Source organism: Microbulbifer mixtoriginis (SeqCode), from assembly GCF_052466715.1.
The window spans coordinates 3,882,959-3,904,178 of sequence record NZ_CP174288.1; the positions used below are offsets into that span (position 1 = coordinate 3,882,959).

Genomic DNA, 21,220 nt, shown 5'->3' on the forward strand with positions numbered 1-21,220 from the left:
GGACTGATTAAAAGTATGGCCACAAACTCTCCTCCGTGAAAAAAAACCTGTTGTGCTTGCGGGCCATTTGCGCCCGCCTTTTTGCCAATAAGCTGCTATTTCGTGCATGATTCTCCGCCACAAAGGAAGCAGCCGGAATCAGCCATGAGTGCAACTATCGCTATTGTCGAAGACGAGCGCGCCATCGCCGAAAATTACCGCGATGCATTGCGCCGCAGCGGTTATCGAGTCGATCTCTACAGCGCAAGGATTGAAGCCATGGAAGCCTTTCGGCAGCGACTGCCAGACCTGGCGGTAATCGACGTCGGGCTCGGCAGTGAAGTGGAAGGCGGTTTTGAACTGTGCAGGGAGCTGCGCGCTATGGCCCCCAGTCTGCCAATCCTGTTTCTCACCGCCAGAGATTCCGAACTGGATATTATTTCGGGACTACGCCTCGGCGCCGACGACTATCTCACTAAGGATATCTCCCTGCCCCATATGCAGGCGCGTATCAACGCGCTACTACGCCGGGTCAGCGTACTGCGCGACCAGAGCGATGAAGGGGAGAGCCTAACCCAGGGCAAGCTGGAATTGGATATTTCCCGGTTGCATTGCCACTGGGACGGAAAGGTAGTTGATCTCACTGTCACTGAATTCTGGATTGTCCACGCTCTAGCCAAGCGCCCCGGGCATGTGAAGTCCCGCAGTCAGTTGATGGAGGCCGCTCGGGTAGTTCTGGATGACAACACCATCACCTCCCACGTAAAGAGAATCCGCAAAAAATTTCAGGCCCTGGATAATGAATTCAACGCTATAGGTACAGCCTATGGCATGGGCTATCGCTGGCAGCTCTGATTGCCTCGGCAACATAGCAGCCGGTCTACAGCTTTTTGGGGACCCGTAGATGAAACTTCGCCGACAACTCCTATTGGTGAGCCTTGTGGCGCTGGCTCTGCCCTGGGCCGGCTGTCAGTATCTCCGTCAAGTGGATGCGGCACTGGCGCAGGGCCAACTACAGGCCCTCGAGGCCACAGCTGCTGCAATTGCCGCGCGCCTTGCCAGCGCACCAGAGTTAATCGCTCCCGATCCCGCACGCCATGCTAGACCGCCTGGCAGCCAGCTCTACTTAAACCCCCTCTCCCACCCTCCAGTTGTAGATGGTTACGGGGACGATTGGCGTCCCTGGGAGCTTACCCCCCGAGAACTGCTCAATGAGCAGCACATGCCCCAGGCCCAGATCACACTCGGCCAGTATGCTGATCAGATCTACCTACTGCTAACAGTAAGTGATGAGACCCCAGCCTACCGGGACCCTCGCACAAACCTGCTCGCCGGAGGGGATACCGTTCAACTGTTTACCAATGGGCGCCATTACCTGTTGCCAGTGGCGAGCCGGGGGCCTGTCGAGGCCTTTTGGTACAATCCACGCGAAGGCAACTACCAACGCGAATTGCGCCTGCGCGGGCGCTGGACCGCTTCACCGAAGGGGTATCAACTAGAACTCAGCCTTCCCTACACACTCACACGTGGCAGCCTGTCCATTCAAATACTCGACCGCACCAGTAGCAACGGTTCCCCACCAGTTCACAGTACCAGCACCCTTCCCGCCGATGGCCTGCCGGGGCACTTAGTTGCTCCACTGCCCAAGCTGCAGGCGGAATTGGACCACTTTGCCCGCCCAGACCTGCGCTTGGCAGTCGTAGACAGCGAGGGATTCCTGCTCGCCAGTAACGGCCAACCACAGGTGGCCATTGAGGAGCAGAGCACACCGCGGCCCTGGCTGCGCAGTTGGATTTATCGCAAACTGCTTGCCAGGGAAGAGCTACCAAAGCTACCCCAAAATGAACTGCCGCTAAGCAGTGGCATTGGACGTGATACAGCCGAGCAGTGGTTTGGCGGGCCACTACAGTCGCGTATAGGAGCAGTCAGTGTGCCCGTGATAACTCGGGCTGACGAAGTCGTAGAAAGGCCTCTGCTGGGACGAGTGCTTGTGTTGCAGTCCGCTGAGGCTATGCAGTCGATGACCGATAGCGCCGCACACAGGTTATGGTTGATTAGCTGTGCGGCAGCAGCAACCGCACTACTGTTTTTGCTCGGCTACGCCAGCTGGCTATCTTGGCGCATTCGCAAGCTGCACCGCGCTGCGCGCAATGCGGTCGACAGCAGTGGCAAATTGCGTGGCAACTTTCCCCTCTCCTCTGCCAGAGACGAACTGGGCGCACTTAACCGTGCCTTTGCCAGCCTGCTGGGCGAGCTAGATCAGTACCACCAATACCTGCGAACCCTCGCCAGCAAATTGTCCCACGAGTTGCGCACACCTCTCGCGGTGGTGCGCTCTTCACTCGATAACCTCTCCACCGGCAAACTGGATGAAGACAGCCGCCGCTATGCCGAACGCGCACTGGATGGCAGTGCCCGCCTATCCGGCATCCTCAACAGCCTCTCTGCGGCTAGCAACCTGGAAGCCAGCATTCATCAGGCAGAGCGCGAGCGCTTTGACTTGGCGGACCTGCTGGAAGTTATGGTGCAGTGCTATGGCGACGCCCACCCCCGCCACCAATTTTCTCTGAAAAAGCCAAATGGAGAGCTTCGCTGTGAGGGCGCTCCGGAGCTATTGGCACAGCTTTTAGATAAGCTGGTAGACAATGCCTGTAGTTTCGCCCCAAAGCACAGTGAGATTCAGCTTGCAGTCCACAGCGAAAAGGACGGCTACCTAATCAGTGTGAGTAACGACGGTCCATTGCTACCCAATGGCTATGCACACAAGCTGTTCGATTCCCTGGTATCTGTGCGTAAGGAAGGTGACAACGCTGGGCATTTGGGCCTTGGATTGCATATCGCTAAATTGATTGCTGACTTTCACCGAGCCCGCTTGGAGGCTCGAAATCGCACAGATAATAGCGGTGTGGAGTTCAGCCTAAAACTGCCGACCCGCTAATCACGCACCAGCACTGGCAGACAAAGCGCAAGCTATCTGCCCAGATGGTTGACAAACAACCAGCTGTGGGGATAATGTCGCGTCCCGATCGGGCCCCAGGGCCTGTTAGTTACAGATTTATAGATTCCAGACAGGAGCAACCGGTGGCCAACTCACCTCAAGCGAAGAAACGCGCGCGCCAGAACGACAAGCGCCGCATGCATAACGCCAGTCTGCGCTCCATGGTGCGCACCTACATTAAGAAGGTAGTTGCGGCCATCGATGCAGGCGACGCTGAAAAAGCAAAAACTGCATACGCAGAAGCGGTTCCCGTTATCGACCGCATGGCAGACAAAGGCATTATTCACAAGAATAAAGCCGCTCGTCACAAGAGCCGCCTGAACGCTCAGGTTAAAGCTCTCGCCGCCTAATTCTTTAGGTAGCAGACACAAAAAACCCCGCAATGCGGGGTTTTTTTATGCCTGAAAGCCAGCGCTTCTGCTAGAGCAAGATAAGGTTATCTCTGTGTATCAACTCATCGTCATCACGATAGCCGAGCAACTCAACAAAGCGCTCCGATGACTGCCCGAGAATCCTGGCACTCTCACTGCTATCGTAATTTACAAGACCACGGGCGATCTCATGACCCGCACCATCAAGACAGGAAACCAGGTCTCCCCGGTGAAAACGCCCCTGCACCGCAGTCACCCCCACCGATAGCAAACTCTTACCACCATCGCGCAAGGCCCTCTCAGCACCACTATCGAGAGTGAGATTACCGCGCACCTGTAGCTGCCCGGCAAGCCAGCGCTTCCTCGCCGCCAAGGGGTCCGCCTCCGGAAGCAGGAGAGTTCCCAAATCCTCGCCTTTCCATACCCGTGTTACCACTCCCTCTCTGGCACCCCCGGCAATCACAGTGCAGGCACCGGAACGAGCCGCCAGTTGTGCCGCACGCACTTTGGTGGTCATACCTCCTCGTCCCAGACCACTGCGGGAGTCCCCCGCCATCCCCAGTAGCCTCGGATCCAGCGCCGAGGCCTCACCAACGAGCTCCGCACCGGGGTTATCGCGAGGGTCTTCGGTAAAGAGCCCATCGGCATCGGTCAAAATCAACAGGGCATCCGCCTCGACAAGGTTAGCCACCAACGCCGCCAAAGTGTCGTTATCGCCGAAACGTATTTCATCGGTTACAACGGTATCGTTTTCATTGACGATCGGCACAGCTCCCAAGGAGAGCAGTGTTCGCAATGTACTGCGCGCATTGAGGTAACGAGTGCGATTGGAGAGATCATCATGATCCAGCAAAATCTGCGCGCTGCGTATATCGAAGCGACCGAAAGCCTGCTCATAGACCTGTACCAGATGGCTCTGCCCTATCGCAGCTGCGGCCTGCAACTGATGGATCGACTCCGGTCTGCGGTTCCAGCCGAGACGATCCATACCCGCGGCTACTGCCCCAGAAGAAACCAACACCACTTCAACACCCTGCTGGCGCAATTCGGCGATCTGCGCCACCCAGGCGCAGATCGCCGAATTATTGACGCCGCGACCGTTATCAGTAAGCAGGGCACTGCCAATTTTTACCACCCAGCGCTGCCCCTTAGAAAGCCCTCTACGGGACACTGATACGGAGCCCATACTTCCTCCCTGGACACCGGCCCCTAGGGGCCTATCGAATTATCATCACATTGCCGGTAAAGAGCCGGAGCTGACAGAAATTCTGCGCGGCAGCACAGATTTTTCACCAGAAACAAACGATTCAGGAGCGATACTCAATATCGACATCGTGATCGTCATCATCCCAATCTTCGTCATCATCGACATGCCCCTTGGCAGCCCTGCGTTTGGCGCGATGGCTATCCCGAAGTTCCTCGATACGCTCGCGGGCTTCGCGCTGCATCTGACGCTGCGCCTCCAGTTCAGCCTCAGCCAATTCCGGATCGCGATCCTCCTGTTCTTGGCGCTCCTCCAGGTAATCCATCAAGCGGCCGCTAAGCACATCCGTACCCTCACCGCGAATAGCCGCCACCCGGAACACCGGCCCTTTCCAGCCCAGCGCATCCACAACCGACTGACAGCGCTCTTCCAGTTCAGCAGCAGGCACCAGGTCGGTCTTATTCAGTACCAACCAGCGCTCTCGACCCGCCAGAGTATCGCTAAAACTAGCCAGCTCACGCTCGATAGCGCGGGCGTTCTCCACTGGGTCCGAACCATCAAATGGTGCCAGGTCTACCAAATGCAGGAGCACCCGGCAGCGAGTCAAATGCTTGAGGAAACGAATACCCAGGCCTGCTCCTTGAGCCGCCCCCTCAATCAAACCCGGAATATCGGCAATCACAAAACTGCGATGCCGCTGTACCTGTACCACGCCCAGGTTTGGCACCAAGGTCGTGAAGGGATAGTTAGCCACCTTAGGCTTGGCCGCCGATACCGCCCGAATAAACGTGGATTTGCCGGCGTTGGGCAACCCCAACATTCCCACATCCGCAAGCACCTTCAACTCCAACTTCAGGCTGCGAAGCTCACCCTCGCTACCATTGGTGGTCTGGCGAGGGGCTCGGTTAGTACTCGATTTAAAGCGCGTATTACCCAAACCGTGAAAGCCCCCCTGGGCGACCAGCAGGCGCTCACCGGCCCGGGTCATATCACCAACAGCTTCACCGGTATCCACATCGATTACTGTGGTACCCACAGGCACTTTAAGAACAAGGTCTTCCCCTTTGGCCCCAGTACAGTTACGCCCACGGCCAGGCTGGCCGCTCTCAGCGGCGTAACGGGGCTGGTAGCGGTAATCTACCAGAGTGTTGAGGGAATCATCGGCCTCCAGGTAGACGGAACCGCCATCACCGCCATCACCGCCGTCCGGACCACCCTTCTCTACAAACTTTTCCCTGCGGAAACTCAGGCAGCCATTGCCGCCTTTACCCGCCTGCACAAATATGGGCGCCTCATCGACAAACTTCATAATCACTCCACCGCCACAGCGGTTGTCTCATCCGGTGCGCACATACACACACCTACCATCATATTCATCATACCAGCCGACAAGCCGCCACTCGCAGGCATCTGCCGCCCCAACTTCCCACCACCCCTCTATTAGGGCTGCCCCAACAAAAAAGCCCCGCAATAGCGGGGCTTTTTATGAAGCTAGGGCTTGCGACCGCTTAAGCAGTTTCGATAGAAACGAACTTGCGGTTGTTGGGGCCTTTAACTTCAAACTTCACAACGCCGTCCGCAGTGGCGAACAGGGTGTGGTCTTTGCCCATACCAACGTTAACACCAGCATGGAACTTGGTGCCACGTTGACGAACGATGATGTTGCCTGCCGCTACAGCTTGGCCGCCAAAGCGCTTCACGCCCAGGCGTTTACTCTCGGAATCGCGACCATTTCGCGTACTACCGCCAGCTTTCTTATGTGCCATGAGTCGTTACTCCTCTCTTATGCCTTGATGCCAGTGATTTTAACTTCGGTGTACCACTGACGGTGGCCCTGGCGCTTCATGGAGTGCTTACGACGGCGGAATTTGATGATCTTCACTTTCTCGCCGCGGCCGTGGCTTACCACTTCAGCAGATACTTTAGCGCCGTCTACAACGGGAGCGCCGATGTTGATTTTGTCGCCATCAACGACCATCAGCACTTTGTCGAAATCGATGGTTTCGCCAGTAGCTACTTCCAGCTTTTCCAGGCGAAGTACTTCGCCTTCTTCTACACGGTGTTGCTTGCCACCGCTCTCAATAACAGCGTACATATTTCTATGCTCCGGTATGGACGACACGAAGCAGCGGGAGGACTATCGAGTCACTGCTCCGCATTTCGGGAGCTTGCGCCGTGTTGTTTAACATCTATTTCGCCGGCGGCACCAACAACAGTAAAGCCGCGGAGCCCGCAATCGACGGGGCGCAGATTCTAATCAATTCGCCGGGTTGATACAATAGCGGCCCTCTGCCGCCCGAGCCTTCGGGGGCGCCTGTCTAGTCGTATTAAGGAACTCTCAAATGCTGCCTTTTCACCGGGTCGCCGCCGAAGACTTTGCCGCGGTCAACCAGCGTATTCTCGACCAACTGCACTCGGATGTCCCCCTGGTGGAAAATATAGGCCACTACTTGGTTGAAGCCGGCGGCAAACGCCTGCGACCCCTTCTGGTGCTGCTATGTGCCAGAGCCTGTAACTACCAAGATAAGGGCCATATTGATTTGGCCACCATTATCGAATTTATCCACACCGCCACCCTGCTTCACGATGATGTGGTGGACACTTCCGATATGCGCCGCGGCCGCCTTACCGCCAATGCCAAATGGGGCAATGCACCCAGCGTCCTGGTGGGAGACTTTCTATACTCCCGTGCCTTCCAGATGATGATTACCCTACAGGACATGCGCATCATGGCAATCCTCTCTGACACCACCAACACCATTGCCGAAGGTGAAGTACAGCAGCTGGTAAACGCCGGCGACCCAGAGGTCGGCGAAGAAAACTACTTCAGTGTAATTTACAAGAAAACCGGAGCGTTGTTCGAAGCGGCCTGTGAGGCCGCCGCCGTTTTGGCCGACTGTTCCGCCGAGGAACAAAATGCCCTGAAACTGTATGGACGCCATTTAGGCCTCGCATTCCAGCTGGTGGATGACGCCCTGGATTATCGAGGCAACCCGGAAGAACTAGGCAAAAATGTCGGCGACGATCTTGCGGAGGGCAAGCCCACACTGCCCCTGATCTACACCATGGCCAATGGCAGCCAAAACCAGGCGGCTCTGGTAAAGGAGGCGATTGAACAGCGCAGTGCAGCAAAGCTGGTAGAAATTGTCGAGGCTATTGAGGCCTGCGGAGCACTGGATTACACCATGGAGCGGGCCCGCGCTGCCGTGGAGGATGCCAAAACTCAGCTGGATTTCCTACCCGAGAGTGATCAAAAAACCGCACTACAACAACTAGCCAGCTTTGCCGTGGAGAGAAATGTCTAGCAAGCTCGGAGTATCGTCCTAGCCCTGGATACGAGAAGGCCAGATGCCGTAAACCAGCACCCATCAAAAAAGCCCCATAAAATGGGGCTTTTTTAATTTCAAGGCGGCAGCTCATGAAGCCTATTCAGAGCTGATCAGGAAATCAATCATGAACGAATCAGCTTTAGTAGCTCTTCGGTCTTCTCACGCATCAAAGCCTTATCCCCGCGGGACTCAACATTGAGGCGAATCACGGGTTCAGTATTGGACATGCGTAAATTAAAGCGCCACTCGGCATAAGCCACGCTCAGACCATCCACGTGCTCGACACTGAGTGCATCTACACCATACTTTTCCTCTGCAGCTTTAATAACCGCTGCCGCATCCTGCACCTTGGAGTTGATCTCACCCGAGCAAGGGAAAGCCGCCATACGTTCTCCCACCAACTGGGACAGAGTCTTACCGCTTCGGCTGACCAGCTCCGCCACCAACAACCAAGGGATCATGCCACTATCGCAATAGGCGAAGTCACGGAAATAATGGTGTGCACTCATCTCACCACCATAAATGGCATCTTCTTTGCGCATGCGCTCCTTAATAAAGGCATGACCAGTTTTGCTCTGGACTGGCTCACCCCCAGCAGCACGCACAATATCTTCCGTATTCCACAGCAGGCGCGGATCGTGAACCACTTTGGCGCCTTTGTGCTTCACCAGAAAGGCCTCGGCAAGCAGGCCGACCACATAGTAGCCCTCGATAAAATCACCGTTTTCATCGAAGAAGAAACAGCGGTCAAAATCTCCATCCCAGGCAATACCAAAGTCGGCGCCACTCTCACGCACCGCCTCTGCAGTAGAGGCACGGTTTTCCGGTAGGATTGGGTTGGGGATACCGTTGGGGAAATTCCCATCTGGCTGATGGTGAACCCGCACAAACTCAAAAGGCAAGTGAGGGGCTAGCGCATCGACAACTGCACCTGCACCACCATTGCCCGCATTCACTACCAGCTTCAAAGGCTTCAGCGCTTTACTATCAACATAACCCAATAAGTGCTCAACAAAAGCCGGCCTGTGCTCAAAGCTCTGCAGTTCACCGCGCTCTGCAACAGGAGCGAAGTAGTTCTCCTCTGCCAGGCGCTTGATTTCCAATAACCCGGTATCCCCACTAATCGGCCTACTACCCGCACGAACAAACTTCATGCCATTGTAATTCATGGGGTTATGGCTGGCGGTAACACAGATACCGCCATCAAAATCACCATGGAAAGTAGCGAAATACACTTCTTCGGTGCCGCATTCACCAATGTGGAAGACATCCGTACCAGCGTCGCGCAAACCGTTCACCAGGGCATCCGTCAGCTCACCACTGGTGAGTCGAATATCATGACCAACCACAACACGTTTCGCCCCCAGAAATTGGGCAAATGCCCGCCCCACCCGATAAGCCACTTCGGTATTCAGCTCATCAGGCACGCGGCCACGCAAATCATAGGCTTTAAAGCAGGTCAGCTCTGACACTTATTTTTTCTCCTCGGCAGCCTGTTCCGGCAGATACACACTTTCAAAGACGTGGTTAGTAGCCTCAATAAACCCTTCCACAGAGCCACAGTCAAAGCGCCGCCCCTTAAAAGCGTAAGCAAGAACACAGCCCTGGCGCGCCTGGGTCAGCAACGCATCGGTAATTTGCACTTCTCCATTTTTGCCCGGCGGGGTATCGCGGATAAGATCAAAAATATCTGGAGTGAGAATATAGCGGCCTATGATTGCCTTGTTGCTTGGCGCATCTTCAGCGGCCGGCTTTTCCACCATATCCGTTACCTGGTATAGGCCCGGCTTGATTTCATTGCCGGCAATCACACCGAATTTATGAATCTGCTCCATAGGCACTTCTTCGACGGCCACTATGCTGCAGCGAAACTGCTTGTAAAGCTGCACCATCTGAGAAAGTACGCCAAGGTCATTATTTAGACACAGGTCATCCGCCAACACTACTCCAAATGGCTCATCCCCCACCAAGCGGCGTCCCTGTAATATCGCATCGCCCAAACCACGCATTTCGCCTTGGCGGGTATAAGAAAAGCTGGCACTTTCAATTACTTTGTGGACCGACTCAAGGTAGCGCTCTTTACCGGTGCCAGCGATTTGGTGCTCCAGCTCGTAATTGGTATCAAAGTGGTCCTCAATAGCGCGCTTACCGCGCCCAGTAACGAAACCTATCTCTGTCAGGCCGGCTTCGATGGCCTCTTCTACCCCATACTGCACCAACGGCTTGTTCACCAGTGGCAACATTTCCTTCGGCATCGCCTTGGTGGCTGGCAGGAAACGGGTGCCGTAACCGGCAACCGGGAATAAACATTTTTTGAGCATTATGCTCCCCCATGAACTTAAAACGAGCGCTCCCCCGCGCCCGACGGGAACCTAACATAGCTAAAAAGAGAGTTCACTTACAAAGGATGGCGTCAAATTCCCTCAATGTGTCAGCGCTCTACACAAATGATCATATAAGATGTTGTGAAGGTAATTACTACGACAGTCACAAAAATAATTTTGACTGACTGGACAAGCGACACACAGCGCTTAGAATGCCCGCTCTTACAAAAACGCTCAACATGAGTTGCGTAACCACCCAAAGCCGGGGAGAAGATGAGTAATTTTGTTCAAAAAAGTAGCTACAACAGAGAGGAGCTACTGACCTGCTCCAGCGGAGAGATGTTTGGCCCAGGCAATGCACAATTGCCCGCCCCCAACATGCTGATGTTGGACCGTATCACCCATATATCAAAAGAGGGGGGAGCATATGATAAGGGTGAAGTCATCGCCGAGCTAGACATACACTCCGACCTCTGGTTTTTTGATTGCCACTTTCCCGGTGACCCGGTAATGCCCGGGTGCTTGGGGCTCGATGCTATGTGGCAGCTCCTAGGCTATTTTTTGGCCTGGAAGGGTAATCCCGGACATGGCCGTGCCCTCGGCTGTGGGGAGGTAAAGTTTACCGGTCAGATTTTACCTACCAGCAAGAAGGTAACCTACCACATTCAAATGTCTCGGCTTGTTGAACGAAAGCTGGTTATGGGCATTGGCGATGGCACTGTGTCGGTGGATGGGCGTGAAATCTACACTGCAAAAGACCTTCGCGTTGGTTTATTTACTCGTACTGATAACTTTTAACTTTATTAAGCTCAGGCGGGCAAAACTTTAAAGGCCTTTACTACCAAGTACTGTTGGAGATCACTATGCGTCGGGTAGTCATTACCGGGATGGGCATCACATCCTGTATCGGTACCAATACAAAAGAAGTTACCGATTCACTAAGAGCAGGCCGCAGCGGTATCCGCTTCCAGGAGGAGTACAAAGAGCTAGGCCTGCGCAGCCAAGTTGCAGGCCCTGTGGATATCGATTTCAAAGAGCATATAGACCGCAAGCAACTGCGCTTTATGGGAGATGCTGCCGCCTATGCTTACATCGCCATGCGAGAGGCAATCGAAATGTCTGGCTTGGAGGAGAAAGACATCTCCAACCCTCGAACCGGCATTGTGATGGGTTCCGGCGGCACCTCCACCCAAAATATTATTGATGCCGCACACACGCTCAAGGAAAAGGGGGTTCGCCGTGTCGGCGCCTACCGAGTTCCCCAGGTGATGAACAGCACCGTTTCAGCCTGCTTATCCACACCCTATAAAATCAAAGGTGTGAACTACAGCATCTCCTCTGCATGTGCCACAAGTGCCCACTGCATCGGCAACGGTGCCGAGCTGATTCAGATGGGCAAACAGGATATTGTCTTCGCCGGTGGCGGTGAGGAACTGGCCTGGAGTCTCACGCACCTGTTCGACGCCATGGGCGCCCTATCGAGCAAGTTTAACAACGAACCCACTAAGGCCTCACGCCCCTACGATGCCGATCGGGATGGTTTTGTTATCGCCGGTGGTGGTGGCTGTCTGATTCTGGAAGAAATGGACCATGCACTCGCCCGCGGCGCAACCATTTACGCCGAACTCACTGGCTACGGCGCAACTTCTGATGGATACGATATGGTGGCCCCGAGTGGAGAAGGCGCAGTGCGCTGCATGCAGCAAGCCCTGGCAGGTATGGATGGCAAAGGGCTGCAAGGCGGTGTGGACTACATCAACACCCACGGCACCTCAACCCCGGTCGGCGATATCGCTGAGCTAAAAGCCATGAGCGAAGTCTTTGCCGGCAAAGTGCCCGCATTTGCCTCCACCAAGTCTCTAACCGGACACTCCCTCGGCGCTGCCGGCGTGCAGGAGGCCATCTACAGTCTGCTAATGATGCAAAATAACTTTATTGCCGCTTCTGCCAATGTGGAGCACCGGGACCCAGAAGCGGAAGGGATGGATCTAGTCACTGAATTGCGCGAGTGCGAGATTAAGCGTGCCATGTCCAACAGCTTTGGTTTCGGTGGTACCAACGCGTGCCTGATTTTCGATAAAGTTTAAAGCTGTTATCTTGATCCAAATAAAAAGGGCGCCACATTGGCGCCCTTTTTACAATCGCTCTAAAGCTATTCCTGCATCTCAGCATCCAGACGCTCCAACCACAGCTCCACCTGCCTAGTGAGGCCTTGGCGCCAGCTATGCTGCTGTATGCCAAAGACATCGCGCAACTTACCACAGGCCAACACCACCCCCCGGTTCTGGTCCGGCCCGGTTTCCAGTGCGCTGAATTGTGCGAATCTGCCCTCATCGTAGAGTGACTGGGCTCGCTCCACAACCTCAAGGGCAAACTCCACCGCAGTACAGTCATCCGAGCTGCCGTAGTGATAGATCCCTCTAGCCTCAGCGCCACTGGCTAGTTGCTGCGCCACTGCCACTGCAACACGAGCCAGATCCAGGGCCGTGACCGGGTTACCGCTATTGCAGCCATCCAGTGTGACCGGCTCACCCGTCACAAAACCCCGTAACACCCGCCCCAGCAGAGCATCCGGATTGCTATCCACCATCCAGCCAAAACGCAGAACTGTCAGATTCTCAAATTCTGATAAGGCTTCCTCACAAGCCAGCCATTGCCGCCCACTGTGAGATTGAGGTGCAGCTACCTCATCCTCGTCATATTTCCTCGGTTCACCACCGGCAAAGACCGCATAGGAAGAGAGGTGAATAACATGCTGACAGGAGCACTGTGCCAATGACTCAGCAACCTCCAGGGCTTCCGGCATGCCCTGGTCATCCACGCATGCCGACGCATTAATGACAATAGAGGCGGGGCGCAACTTATCGAGTTCTGCGGGTGCGAGCAGCTGTATACGGAAACCAGCACGCTGCAGGCGTTTCTGCAGCGCGCTATCGATATCGTTTCCGGCGCGAATCAGCGCAACCCGATCCGGCTTATATCCGGTATGTAGATCAGACACAGGACAGGCCTGTTTTAGAAGGGGATATCGTCGTCAAAGCTATTATCAAAACCACCGGCAGGGCCCTGGCTTTGCTGCTGCGCAGGTTGCTGTTGGTTACTGGGAGCCTGGCGCCCCTGATTACCCTGCTGATAGCCACCTTGCTGGAAACCGCCCTGCTGTTCGTAACCGCCTTGCTGACCGCCCATCTGGCTCCCCATAGCTGCACCTGCCGCACCCATTGCGGCACCGCCCATACCCTGACCAAAACCGCCCTGCTCTCCGCGACCATCCAGCATTTGCATTTCGCTGGCAACAATCTCCGTAGTGTAGCGATCCTGACCAGTATTCTTATCCTGCCATTTACGCGTGCGCAGCGAACCTTCTACATAGACCTTTGCACCTTTACGTAAATACTCACCGGCAATCTCTGCCAAGCGGTTGAAAAATACTACGCGGTGCCATTCAGTGCGCTCCTGTTGCTGGCCAGTCTGCTTATCCTTCCAGCTCTCGCTAGTGGCTAAGCTAATGTTGGTAACCGCACCACCGCTCGGCATATATTTGGTTTCCGGGTCATTACCCAGATTGCCAATTAAGATTACTTTGTTGATACCCCTGGCCATGGCCCTCTCCTCTCTTCGACCCGGGTCCCACCCGGAGCACTAATCATTCAATATTAAATTTCAGGTACGGTTTCACTCGTACTCTGAATATGTAAGTACACAGCCACTTACAGCTGCAGACAGTGTATTTTTATACAGCAGCATACAACAGACACCCACTGTTAGTAAGCGCTACCCTCACGGATATCGGAGAGCCGCTCGCGTAGAGCCCACCAAAGCAGTATCCAAATTGCCACTACAGCAAAACCGAGCCCCGCCACCGCACTGGTGCCACCGAGTCCGTACAGATATCCGCCCAGACTGCCGCCGACAAAGGTGCCAAAAAACTGTAGCGTCGCATACAGGCCCGAAGCTGCCCCACGGGCATCCTCCGGGGCTTTGCGAGTCAACTGGGCCGGCAGTAAGGCTTCCAACAGATTGAAGCCCACAAAGAAAATACTCAGCAGCAGTACAACTGCTATTGTCCCATTCATCGGCAGTAACGCCGCGCTGCCAGCCACCAGAGCAAGCGCCGCCAGGTTCAGCGCAAGCGGCACTTTGCCAGTGCGCTCGGCCATACGCATTAAGGGCAGCATAATGATAAAGGTGCCCAGCATTAGTGGACCATAAAGCTTCCAGTGCTCATCCGCCGGCCAATCCAGTCGATCGACTAGCACCAGTGGCAATGCCACAAACAGCGCCGTCAGTAGTAAGTGAGAAAAGAAGGCCCCGCTGACCAAGCGCCAAGTCAGGCCACTACCCAATACTTTGCGGAAACCGCCATTAAATACCGCAGGGCGCTTTGCTACTTGAGGTGTTGGCACCACCCGCCATACCAGCAACATGCCGAGTACGGCCAATACTGCTGTCAGCCAGAAAATGGCCGGCAGTCCGCCAACACCCGCGAGTGCCGGGCCCAGTATTACCGCCAACATAAAGGCCACACCGATCGAGGCCCCGATCACGGCCATGGCAATGCCGCGCTTCTCATCCCGGGTCAAATCAGCCACCAGCGCCATCACTGCGGCAGCGATCGCTCCACACCCCTGTAACACCCGGCCGACAATCAGCCCATATACGGAATCTGTCTGAGCAGCGACGATACTGCCTAGGGCGAATAGCGCCAGGCCGGTATAAATTACGGGTTTTCGGCCCCAGCGATCAGACAGAAGTCCCAGCGGAATCTGCAATAAGGCCTGACTCAAACCGTAGGCACCCATGGCCAACCCCAGCAGCATCGGAGTGCTATCACGATAGCCTTCACCGTACACCGTGAGCACCGGCAGCACCATAAACAGGCCGAGCATGCGAAACACATAAAGGGAAGCCAGCCCACCCAGGGCTCGGCGCTCAATAGAATTCATGCAGCTCCCGGAACAGCGTCAAAGTGGGCGCGCATTGTACAGCGAGTGAGCGCCGGGCTGTAGTGGGAGCAGTACAACTTTCGCGGAGATCTAGCCTCGACCATAGTGGTCATCGAAACGGACTATATCGTCCTCGCCCAGGTAGCTGCCGGACTGCACCTCGATCAGCTCCAGAGGGATGGTGCCGGGATTTTCCAACCGGTGCGTAACCCCCAGGGGGATATAGGTGGATTGATTCTCGGTAACCAGCAGCTCTTCATCACCGCGGGTCACCCTTGCGGTGCCACGCACCACAATCCAGTGCTCCGCGCGGTGGTGGTGCATCTGCAGTGAAAGCTGTTGTCCAGGCTTAACCACGATGCGTTTTACCTGAAAACGCGGACCCGCATCGATAGAGTCGTAGTAGCCCCAAGGTCTATACACCTTGCGGTGTCGCTGGGCCTCGCTGCGGCCGGAGCGCTTGAGGCTCCCCACCAGTTTTTTCACCTCCTGAACCCGCTGTTTGTCAGCAATCAGCAGGGCGTCGTCGGTATCCACCACCACCAGGTCCTCTACACCGAGTAAACTGACCAAGCGACTTTCCGCACGCACCAGGCAACCGCTGCTGTCTTCCTGCAACACATCTCCTTGCAGCAGGTTGTCGTCGTCATCCCGCTCGGCAAGCTCCCACAAACCCAGCCAGGAGCCCACATCGCTCCAGCCAGCATCCATAGGCACTACCGCCGCCGACTCCGTAGGCTCCATAACCGCATAATCCACAGATTCATCGGCACAAGCGGCGAAGGCCTCTCTATCCACCCGGGTAAAGTCGAGATCTCGAGCGGCCTTCTCGTAGGCAGTGCGACAGGCACCGAGAATATCCTCTCGATGCTGGCCCAGTTCCTCCAGATAACGGGAAGCGCGGAATAGGAACATACCGCTATTCCAGGAATAACCGCCATCGGCCAGATAGGTCTCAGCTGTCTCGGCATCAGGCTTTTCAACAAATTCTGCGACTGCCCAGGCGCCAGCAGAAAGCCCTTCTCCGCGGCGGATATAACCGTAACCGGTCTCAGCTCTTGTCGGAACAATGCCAAAAGTCACCAAATGTCCCTGCTCAGCCAAGGCCCGGGCAGGCTTGAGTGCCTTCTGAAAGGCCGCCACATCGGCCACCGCGTGGTCCGCCGGCAATATCAGTAGCAGGGGATCTTCACCAGATTCAAGCGCAGCTAGGGCCGCCAGAGCGATAGCGGGTGCCGTATTGCGCACGCAGGGCTCCAGCAAAATAGATTGGGCACCGTGACCAATCTCGCGCAACTGCTCCGCTGCAGCAAAGCGATGCTCCTCATTGCACACTAAAATCGGAGCCTGTAGCTGTGCCACGCCTTCCAACCGCCTCGCGGTGGCCTGCAACATGGTTTCTTCACCTGTTAGCGGCAAAAACTGCTTTGGGTAGGTTTCCCGGGACAGTGGCCACAGGCGCGAGCCAGTGCCGCCACAAAGAATTACAGGGATCATCAGCGCTATCTGTTCATCGGTTGGTTTTTTGCGGTATACGATTTTGGCACATTGGGTCGCGAGTTTATACTCGACTGTTTTCCCGGCACCGCAGTTGTGATCGCCCCGTGCGGAGCAAGTCCGTGGCCCGGCCCAGTATTAGCAGCAATATAGGTAGAGCGTGGACACGATTTATGTGAGGGGTGCTCGCACCCACAACCTGAAAAATATCGATCTGGACATCCCCCGCGACAAGCTGATCGTGATAACCGGACTGTCTGGTTCCGGTAAATCCTCCCTGGCCTTTGACACCCTTTACGCTGAAGGCCAGCGCCGCTATGTGGAATCCCTATCCACCTATGCACGGCAATTCCTATCGATGATGGAAAAACCGGATGTGGATACTGTTGAGGGACTGTCGCCGGCCATCTCCATTGAGCAGAAGTCCACCTCCCACAACCCGCGCTCCACCGTAGGCACCATTACTGAGATTTACGACTACCTCAGGCTGCTGTTCGCCCGTGTCGGCGAACCGCGCTGCCCGGAACACGACGAACCGCTACAGGCCCAGACCGTGAGCCAGATGGTGGATCAGGTACTGACCCTGCCGGAGGGCACTAAGCTGATGCTACTGGCACCTGTAGTACGCGACCGCAAGGGCGAGCACCAGCATGTATTTGAACAGCTGCGCCGTGACGGCTTCGTTCGAGCACGTATCGATGGCGTTATCTGTGATCTGGACGACACGCCCAAGCTGGACAAGCGACGCAAGCACACCGTAGAGGTTGTGGTAGACCGCTTTAAGGTGCGCGATGACCTGCAGTTACGCCTGGCGGAGTCCTTCGAAACTGCTTTGAATCTCACCGATGGCATCGCTTCCATCAGTTTTATGGAAGGTGACCAGGAAGACCGACTTTTTTCCGCACGCCACGCCTGCCCCGTCTGTGACTATTCACTGGACGAACTGGAACCGCGCCTGTTTTCCTTCAACAACCCGGCCGGCGCCTGCCCCAGTTGCGACGGCCTGGGGGTTAAGCAGTTCTTTGACGAGGATAAGGTGATTCTCGACCCAGAGAGCAGCATCTCCGAGGGTGCTATTCGCGGTTGGGACAGACGCAACATCTACTACTATCACATGCTCGACTCCCTCGCCGAGCACTACGGCTTCGATCTGGACAAACCCTGGAAGAAACTACGCAAGGGGCACCGCAAGATCATTTTACAGGGCAGCGGCGATGAGGAAATCGACTTCAGCTATGTGAATGATCGCGGTGATATTACCGTGCGACAGCACACTTTCGAGGGCATTATTCCCAACTTCCAACGCCGTTATCGGGACACGGAATCCCAATCTGTACGCGAAGAACTGGCCAAATACCTGAGCACACAAAAATGCCCTGAGTGCCATGGCACCCGACTGCGCCGCGAGGCCCGTCATGTCTTTGTGGACAATCGTACCCTGGCACAGATTACCGAGCTGCCCGTCGGCGATGCTTTCAACTATTTTGATCACGAGCTGACCTTCAGAGGTGCCCAAAAAGAAATTGCCGATAAAATTCTTAAAGAGCTGCGCGATCGCTTTCGCTTCCTGGTAGATGTGGGACTCAACTACCTAACTCTGAATCGCAGCGCAGAAACTCTATCTGGCGGTGAGGCACAGCGGATTCGCCTGGCCAGCCAGATCGGGGCCGGCCTGGTGGGCGTAATGTATATCCTCGACGAGCCTTCTATTGGCTTACACCAACGGGACAACGAACGCCTACTTAACACTCTTACCCATCTACGCGATATCGGTAACACAGTCATTGTCGTTGAGCACGATGAGGACGCTATCCGCAGTGCCGACTTTATTGTCGATATAGGCCCCGGTGCCGGTGTTCATGGTGGCGAAGTCGTCGCGGCTGGTACCGCGGATAAAATCACCAAGTGTAAAAAATCTCTCACCGGACAGTACCTGTCCGGAAAAAAGAAAATTGCTGTACCGGAAGAGCGCTATATCCCCAACGAGGACTATATGCTGCGCCTCGAAGGTGCCAGCGGCAACAATTTGCAAAACGTAGACCTGGAAATCCCCGTAGGCCTCTTTACCTGTGTCACTGGTGTCTCAGGCTCTGGGAAATCGACCCTAATCAATACCACCCTCTACCCTCTTGCTGCCACAGCACTCAATAAAGCCACCACCTTGAAGGCCTCCCCTTATAAGTCCGTTCATGGGTTAGAGCATTTCGATAAATGTGTGGATATCGATCAGAGCCCTATCGGCCGCACCCCAAGGTCTAATCCGGCCACCTACACAGGTATTTTTACCCCGATTCGAGAGCTATTTGCCGGTACCCAGGAAGCGCGCTCACGTGGCTACAAGCCAGGCCGTTTCAGCTTTAATGTAAAAGGCGGTCGCTGTGAGGCTTGTCAGGGCGACGGTGTGATCAAAGTGGAAATGCATTTTCTACCGGATATCTATGTGCCCTGCGACACCTGTCATGGTAAACGGTACAACCGCGAAACCCTGGAAGTACATTACAAAGGTAAAAATATCCACGAAGTATTAGAAATGACAGTGGAAGATGCGCGAGAGTTTTTTGACCCCGTGCCCGCAATTGCCAAGAAATTACAAACCCTGATGGATGTCGGTCTCTCCTATATCAAACTTGGCCAGGCGGCCACCACACTTTCCGGTGGCGAAGCGCAGCGAGTAAAACTCTCTCGTGAACTGTCCAAGCGCGACACCGGCCAAACCTTATATATCCTTGATGAACCCACCACTGGCCTGCATTTTGCCGACATCCAATTATTACTGGATGTCTTACATCGCCTGCGCGATCACGGCAATACCATCGTGGTTATCGAACATAATCTCGACGTCATTAAAACTGCCGACTGGATTGTGGACCTAGGCCCAGAAGGCGGCTCCGGTGGAGGACAGATTATTGCAGCAGGGACTCCAGAGGATGTGGCAGAAATGAAAGTTTCTCATACAGGGCGTTTCCTTAAACCCATGCTTGGATAAATTGATGGCCAGAACGTTTGGCCCCCTCGGCACTTTTCTGGCAAATCTCTATTCTGCTCTTAAAAGACTCTAAGTATTTTGTCTTGCTTCAGGGGGGCTATCCCCCTGAAGCAAGAGAAGTACCTCTGTGAATTACTCGAAGGCTCCCCTTACCTTTTAAAGACCTAAACAAATGAATTTTCTCAATAAAGAAAGGCTCAACTTAATAATTGCATTATGCGCAATTTTAATTTCTATAGCCTCTTTTTATGCCACTTATCTGCAAGCCAAGGCCGCAAACAAACAAGTCCGAGTTATGACTATGCCTGTGGTTAAATTTGACCAAGGAAACTTTGATGGAGCGACACAAAAACCAACTATAATTTTCTCATTACATAACGCCGGCTCGGGACCCGCAATCCTGAAGTCTCTAGAGTTCACTTATCATGATAAGACTTACTCAGATCTTGAAGCGTTTCTAACCTCTTGCTGCCACAAAGAAGAAAAAAATTTATATCAGACGATTCACGAGCTAGAAAATAAAGGAGAAAGCACTCTCGCGGCAAGGAGTGGCTTAAACACAGTAATATTAGAACAAGCCATTATCGCTTCACATTTCTCCCTAAAATTCTTGACACTTCAAAGAACAGCCGCCAATGAACCACTTTGGACAAAGTTAAATGCGTTAAGAAATGACATTGAAGTGAAAGCATGTTTTTGCTCACCTCTGGGCGACTGCTATGAATCAAAAGGTGTACAAATTTCTTCAGAGGTGAAGTCTTGCCCTACAAGTTGAAAATGACATAGTTTAGACCTAAAGATGAGTGCAAGTCGAAGGGACTGATATTATGCGCATAGACATCAACTGTGACCTAGGTGAAGGTAGCGATCTAAAAAGCTGCATTAAAGACACGCAAATCATGCCCTTTATTTCCCGCTGCAATATCGCCTGTGGCGCTCACGCAGGAAACCGGGACATTATGCGCCTTTCCATTTTCAACGCACAAAAACATCATTTAAAAATTGGAGCACACCCCGGTTATCCAGACCGGGAAAATTTTGGAAGAAAGTCTGTCAAACTCCCAATAAATCTATTACTTGACTCATTGTTTCAACAGATCGAGCAGCTGCAATTCCTGACTACTGAAGCAGGTGTACTGCTGGATCACGTTAAACTACATGGCGCTTTATATAACGATGCCGAAGCAGATAGGTTACTCGCTAAAGAAATTATCTCACTCTTCGCCAAAGAGTATCCCTCTCTGAAAATTATCGGTTTAGCCAACGGAGCGATGGAGTCTGTGGCAATAGAGAAGCAGTGCACCTTTTATCGGGAGGGTTTTATAGATAGGCACTACTTAAACAAAGACAAATTAGCCCCACGTAATCTACCTGGCTCAGTGCTAAACAATATTGAAAACTGCCTAGAACGAGCTGTCGCATTGGCAAAGGGTACAGACTTCACCAGCTATTATGGCACACCGCTGAAATTCTCTGTGGATACGATTTGTTTACATGGTGACAACCCTGCCGCTCTAAAAATCGCAAAAGCACTAGTCAAGCACCTACAACATCATGGCCTGAACATACAATCGTGACATCCTCCA

General features: G+C 54.2%; 19 protein-coding genes. 9 read left to right on the forward strand and 10 right to left on the reverse strand.

Annotation, left to right across the window (positions count from 1 at the left end):
- The first annotated feature begins 144 nt into the window (after positions 1 to 144).
- The 3 genes from pdsR (at position 145) to rpsT (ending at position 3,327) form a co-directional block, all read left to right on the forward strand.
- Positions 145 to 834: a proteobacterial dedicated sortase system response regulator gene (gene pdsR / locus ACJJH9_RS17280; RefSeq protein ID WP_444923504.1), complete on the forward strand. Its 690-nt coding sequence runs from the start codon at positions 145 to 147 to the stop codon at positions 832 to 834.
- 49 nt (positions 835 to 883) lie between these two features.
- Positions 884 to 2,917, forward strand: a complete 2,034-nt coding sequence (locus ACJJH9_RS17285; protein WP_444923505.1) for an ATP-binding protein — start codon at positions 884 to 886, stop codon at positions 2,915 to 2,917.
- Between the two features lie 143 nt (positions 2,918 to 3,060).
- Positions 3,061 to 3,327, forward strand: a complete 267-nt coding sequence (gene rpsT, locus ACJJH9_RS17290; protein ID WP_020411431.1) for a 30S ribosomal protein S20 — start codon at positions 3,061 to 3,063, stop codon at positions 3,325 to 3,327.
- 70 nt (positions 3,328 to 3,397) lie between these two features.
- On the opposite strand, the gene proB is transcribed toward rpsT, so the two are convergent.
- From proB to rplU, 4 genes are all read right to left on the reverse strand, one after another.
- A complete protein-coding gene (gene proB, locus ACJJH9_RS17295; RefSeq protein ID WP_444923506.1) occupies positions 3,398 to 4,534 on the reverse strand; it encodes a glutamate 5-kinase in 1,137 nt (378 codons plus the stop codon).
- A 121-nt stretch (positions 4,535 to 4,655) separates the two neighbouring features.
- Entirely contained in the window at positions 4,656 to 5,861 is a 1,206-nt protein-coding gene (gene cgtA, locus ACJJH9_RS17300; RefSeq protein WP_444899127.1) for an Obg family GTPase CgtA, read from the reverse strand.
- 199 nt (positions 5,862 to 6,060) lie between these two features.
- The gene (gene rpmA, locus ACJJH9_RS17305; RefSeq protein WP_067086922.1) at positions 6,061 to 6,318 is read right to left on the reverse strand and encodes a 50S ribosomal protein L27; all 258 of its coding nucleotides are present in this window, start codon (positions 6,316 to 6,318) and stop codon (positions 6,061 to 6,063) included.
- Between the two features lie 17 nt (positions 6,319 to 6,335).
- Entirely contained in the window at positions 6,336 to 6,647 is a 312-nt protein-coding gene (gene rplU / locus ACJJH9_RS17310) for a 50S ribosomal protein L21 (RefSeq protein ID WP_252084438.1), read from the reverse strand.
- Positions 6,648 to 6,894: 247 nt separating this feature from the next.
- Between rplU and ispB the strand changes: the two genes are divergently transcribed.
- The gene (ispB, locus tag ACJJH9_RS17315) at positions 6,895 to 7,857 is read left to right on the forward strand and encodes an octaprenyl diphosphate synthase (RefSeq protein ID WP_444923507.1); all 963 of its coding nucleotides are present in this window, start codon (positions 6,895 to 6,897) and stop codon (positions 7,855 to 7,857) included.
- Between the two features lie 146 nt (positions 7,858 to 8,003).
- Here the strand turns inward: ispB and ACJJH9_RS17320 are convergent, their stop codons facing one another.
- Both ACJJH9_RS17320 and galU read right to left on the reverse strand, forming a co-directional pair.
- On the reverse strand, positions 8,004 to 9,353 hold the full coding sequence (locus ACJJH9_RS17320; RefSeq protein WP_444923508.1) for a phosphohexomutase domain-containing protein: 1,350 nt from the start codon (positions 9,351 to 9,353) through the stop codon (positions 8,004 to 8,006).
- Entirely contained in the window at positions 9,354 to 10,202 is an 849-nt protein-coding gene (galU, locus tag ACJJH9_RS17325) for a UTP--glucose-1-phosphate uridylyltransferase GalU (RefSeq protein ID WP_444923509.1), read from the reverse strand.
- 276 nt (positions 10,203 to 10,478) lie between these two features.
- Between galU and fabA the strand changes: the two genes are divergently transcribed.
- Together fabA and fabB are read left to right on the forward strand one after the other, a co-directional pair.
- Entirely contained in the window at positions 10,479 to 11,003 is a 525-nt protein-coding gene (fabA, locus tag ACJJH9_RS17330) for a 3-hydroxyacyl-[acyl-carrier-protein] dehydratase FabA (protein WP_444923510.1), read from the forward strand.
- 65 nt (positions 11,004 to 11,068) lie between these two features.
- Positions 11,069 to 12,292 carry a beta-ketoacyl-ACP synthase I gene (gene fabB / locus ACJJH9_RS17335; RefSeq protein ID WP_444923511.1) on the forward strand — a complete coding sequence of 408 codons (1,224 nt, stop codon included), beginning with the start codon at positions 11,069 to 11,071 and terminating at the stop codon, positions 12,290 to 12,292.
- Positions 12,293 to 12,357: 65 nt separating this feature from the next.
- Here fabB and ACJJH9_RS17340 read toward each other — a convergent pair whose 3' ends face one another.
- The 4 genes from ACJJH9_RS17340 to ACJJH9_RS17355 all read right to left on the reverse strand — a co-directional run bounded on the left by ACJJH9_RS17340 (position 12,358) and on the right by ACJJH9_RS17355 (position 16,648).
- The gene (locus ACJJH9_RS17340) at positions 12,358 to 13,206 is read right to left on the reverse strand and encodes a sugar nucleotide-binding protein (RefSeq protein ID WP_444923512.1); all 849 of its coding nucleotides are present in this window, start codon (positions 13,204 to 13,206) and stop codon (positions 12,358 to 12,360) included.
- A gap of 14 nt (positions 13,207 to 13,220) precedes the next feature.
- Positions 13,221 to 13,808, reverse strand: a complete 588-nt coding sequence (gene ssb / locus ACJJH9_RS17345) for a single-stranded DNA-binding protein (protein ID WP_444883695.1) — start codon at positions 13,806 to 13,808, stop codon at positions 13,221 to 13,223.
- Between the two features lie 161 nt (positions 13,809 to 13,969).
- Positions 13,970 to 15,151: an MFS transporter gene (locus ACJJH9_RS17350; protein ID WP_444923513.1), complete on the reverse strand. Its 1,182-nt coding sequence runs from the start codon at positions 15,149 to 15,151 to the stop codon at positions 13,970 to 13,972.
- A 90-nt stretch (positions 15,152 to 15,241) separates the two neighbouring features.
- Entirely contained in the window at positions 15,242 to 16,648 is a 1,407-nt protein-coding gene (locus ACJJH9_RS17355; protein ID WP_444923514.1) for a mannose-1-phosphate guanylyltransferase/mannose-6-phosphate isomerase, read from the reverse strand.
- Positions 16,649 to 16,808: 160 nt separating this feature from the next.
- On the opposite strand from ACJJH9_RS17355, the gene uvrA reads away from it, so the two are divergent.
- The 3 genes from uvrA to pxpA all read left to right on the forward strand — a co-directional run bounded on the left by uvrA (position 16,809) and on the right by pxpA (position 21,211).
- Positions 16,809 to 19,634 (forward strand): excinuclease ABC subunit UvrA, encoded by a 2,826-nt coding sequence (gene uvrA / locus ACJJH9_RS17360; protein WP_444923515.1) that lies wholly within the window; start codon positions 16,809 to 16,811, stop codon positions 19,632 to 19,634.
- Positions 19,635 to 19,806: 172 nt separating this feature from the next.
- Positions 19,807 to 20,409, forward strand: coding sequence for a hypothetical protein (locus ACJJH9_RS17365; protein ID WP_444923516.1), 603 nt, complete (start codon positions 19,807 to 19,809; stop codon positions 20,407 to 20,409).
- Between the two features lie 52 nt (positions 20,410 to 20,461).
- The gene (gene pxpA / locus ACJJH9_RS17370) at positions 20,462 to 21,211 is read left to right on the forward strand and encodes a 5-oxoprolinase subunit PxpA (RefSeq protein ID WP_444923517.1); all 750 of its coding nucleotides are present in this window, start codon (positions 20,462 to 20,464) and stop codon (positions 21,209 to 21,211) included.
- The last annotated feature ends 9 nt before the right edge of the window (positions 21,212 to 21,220 follow it).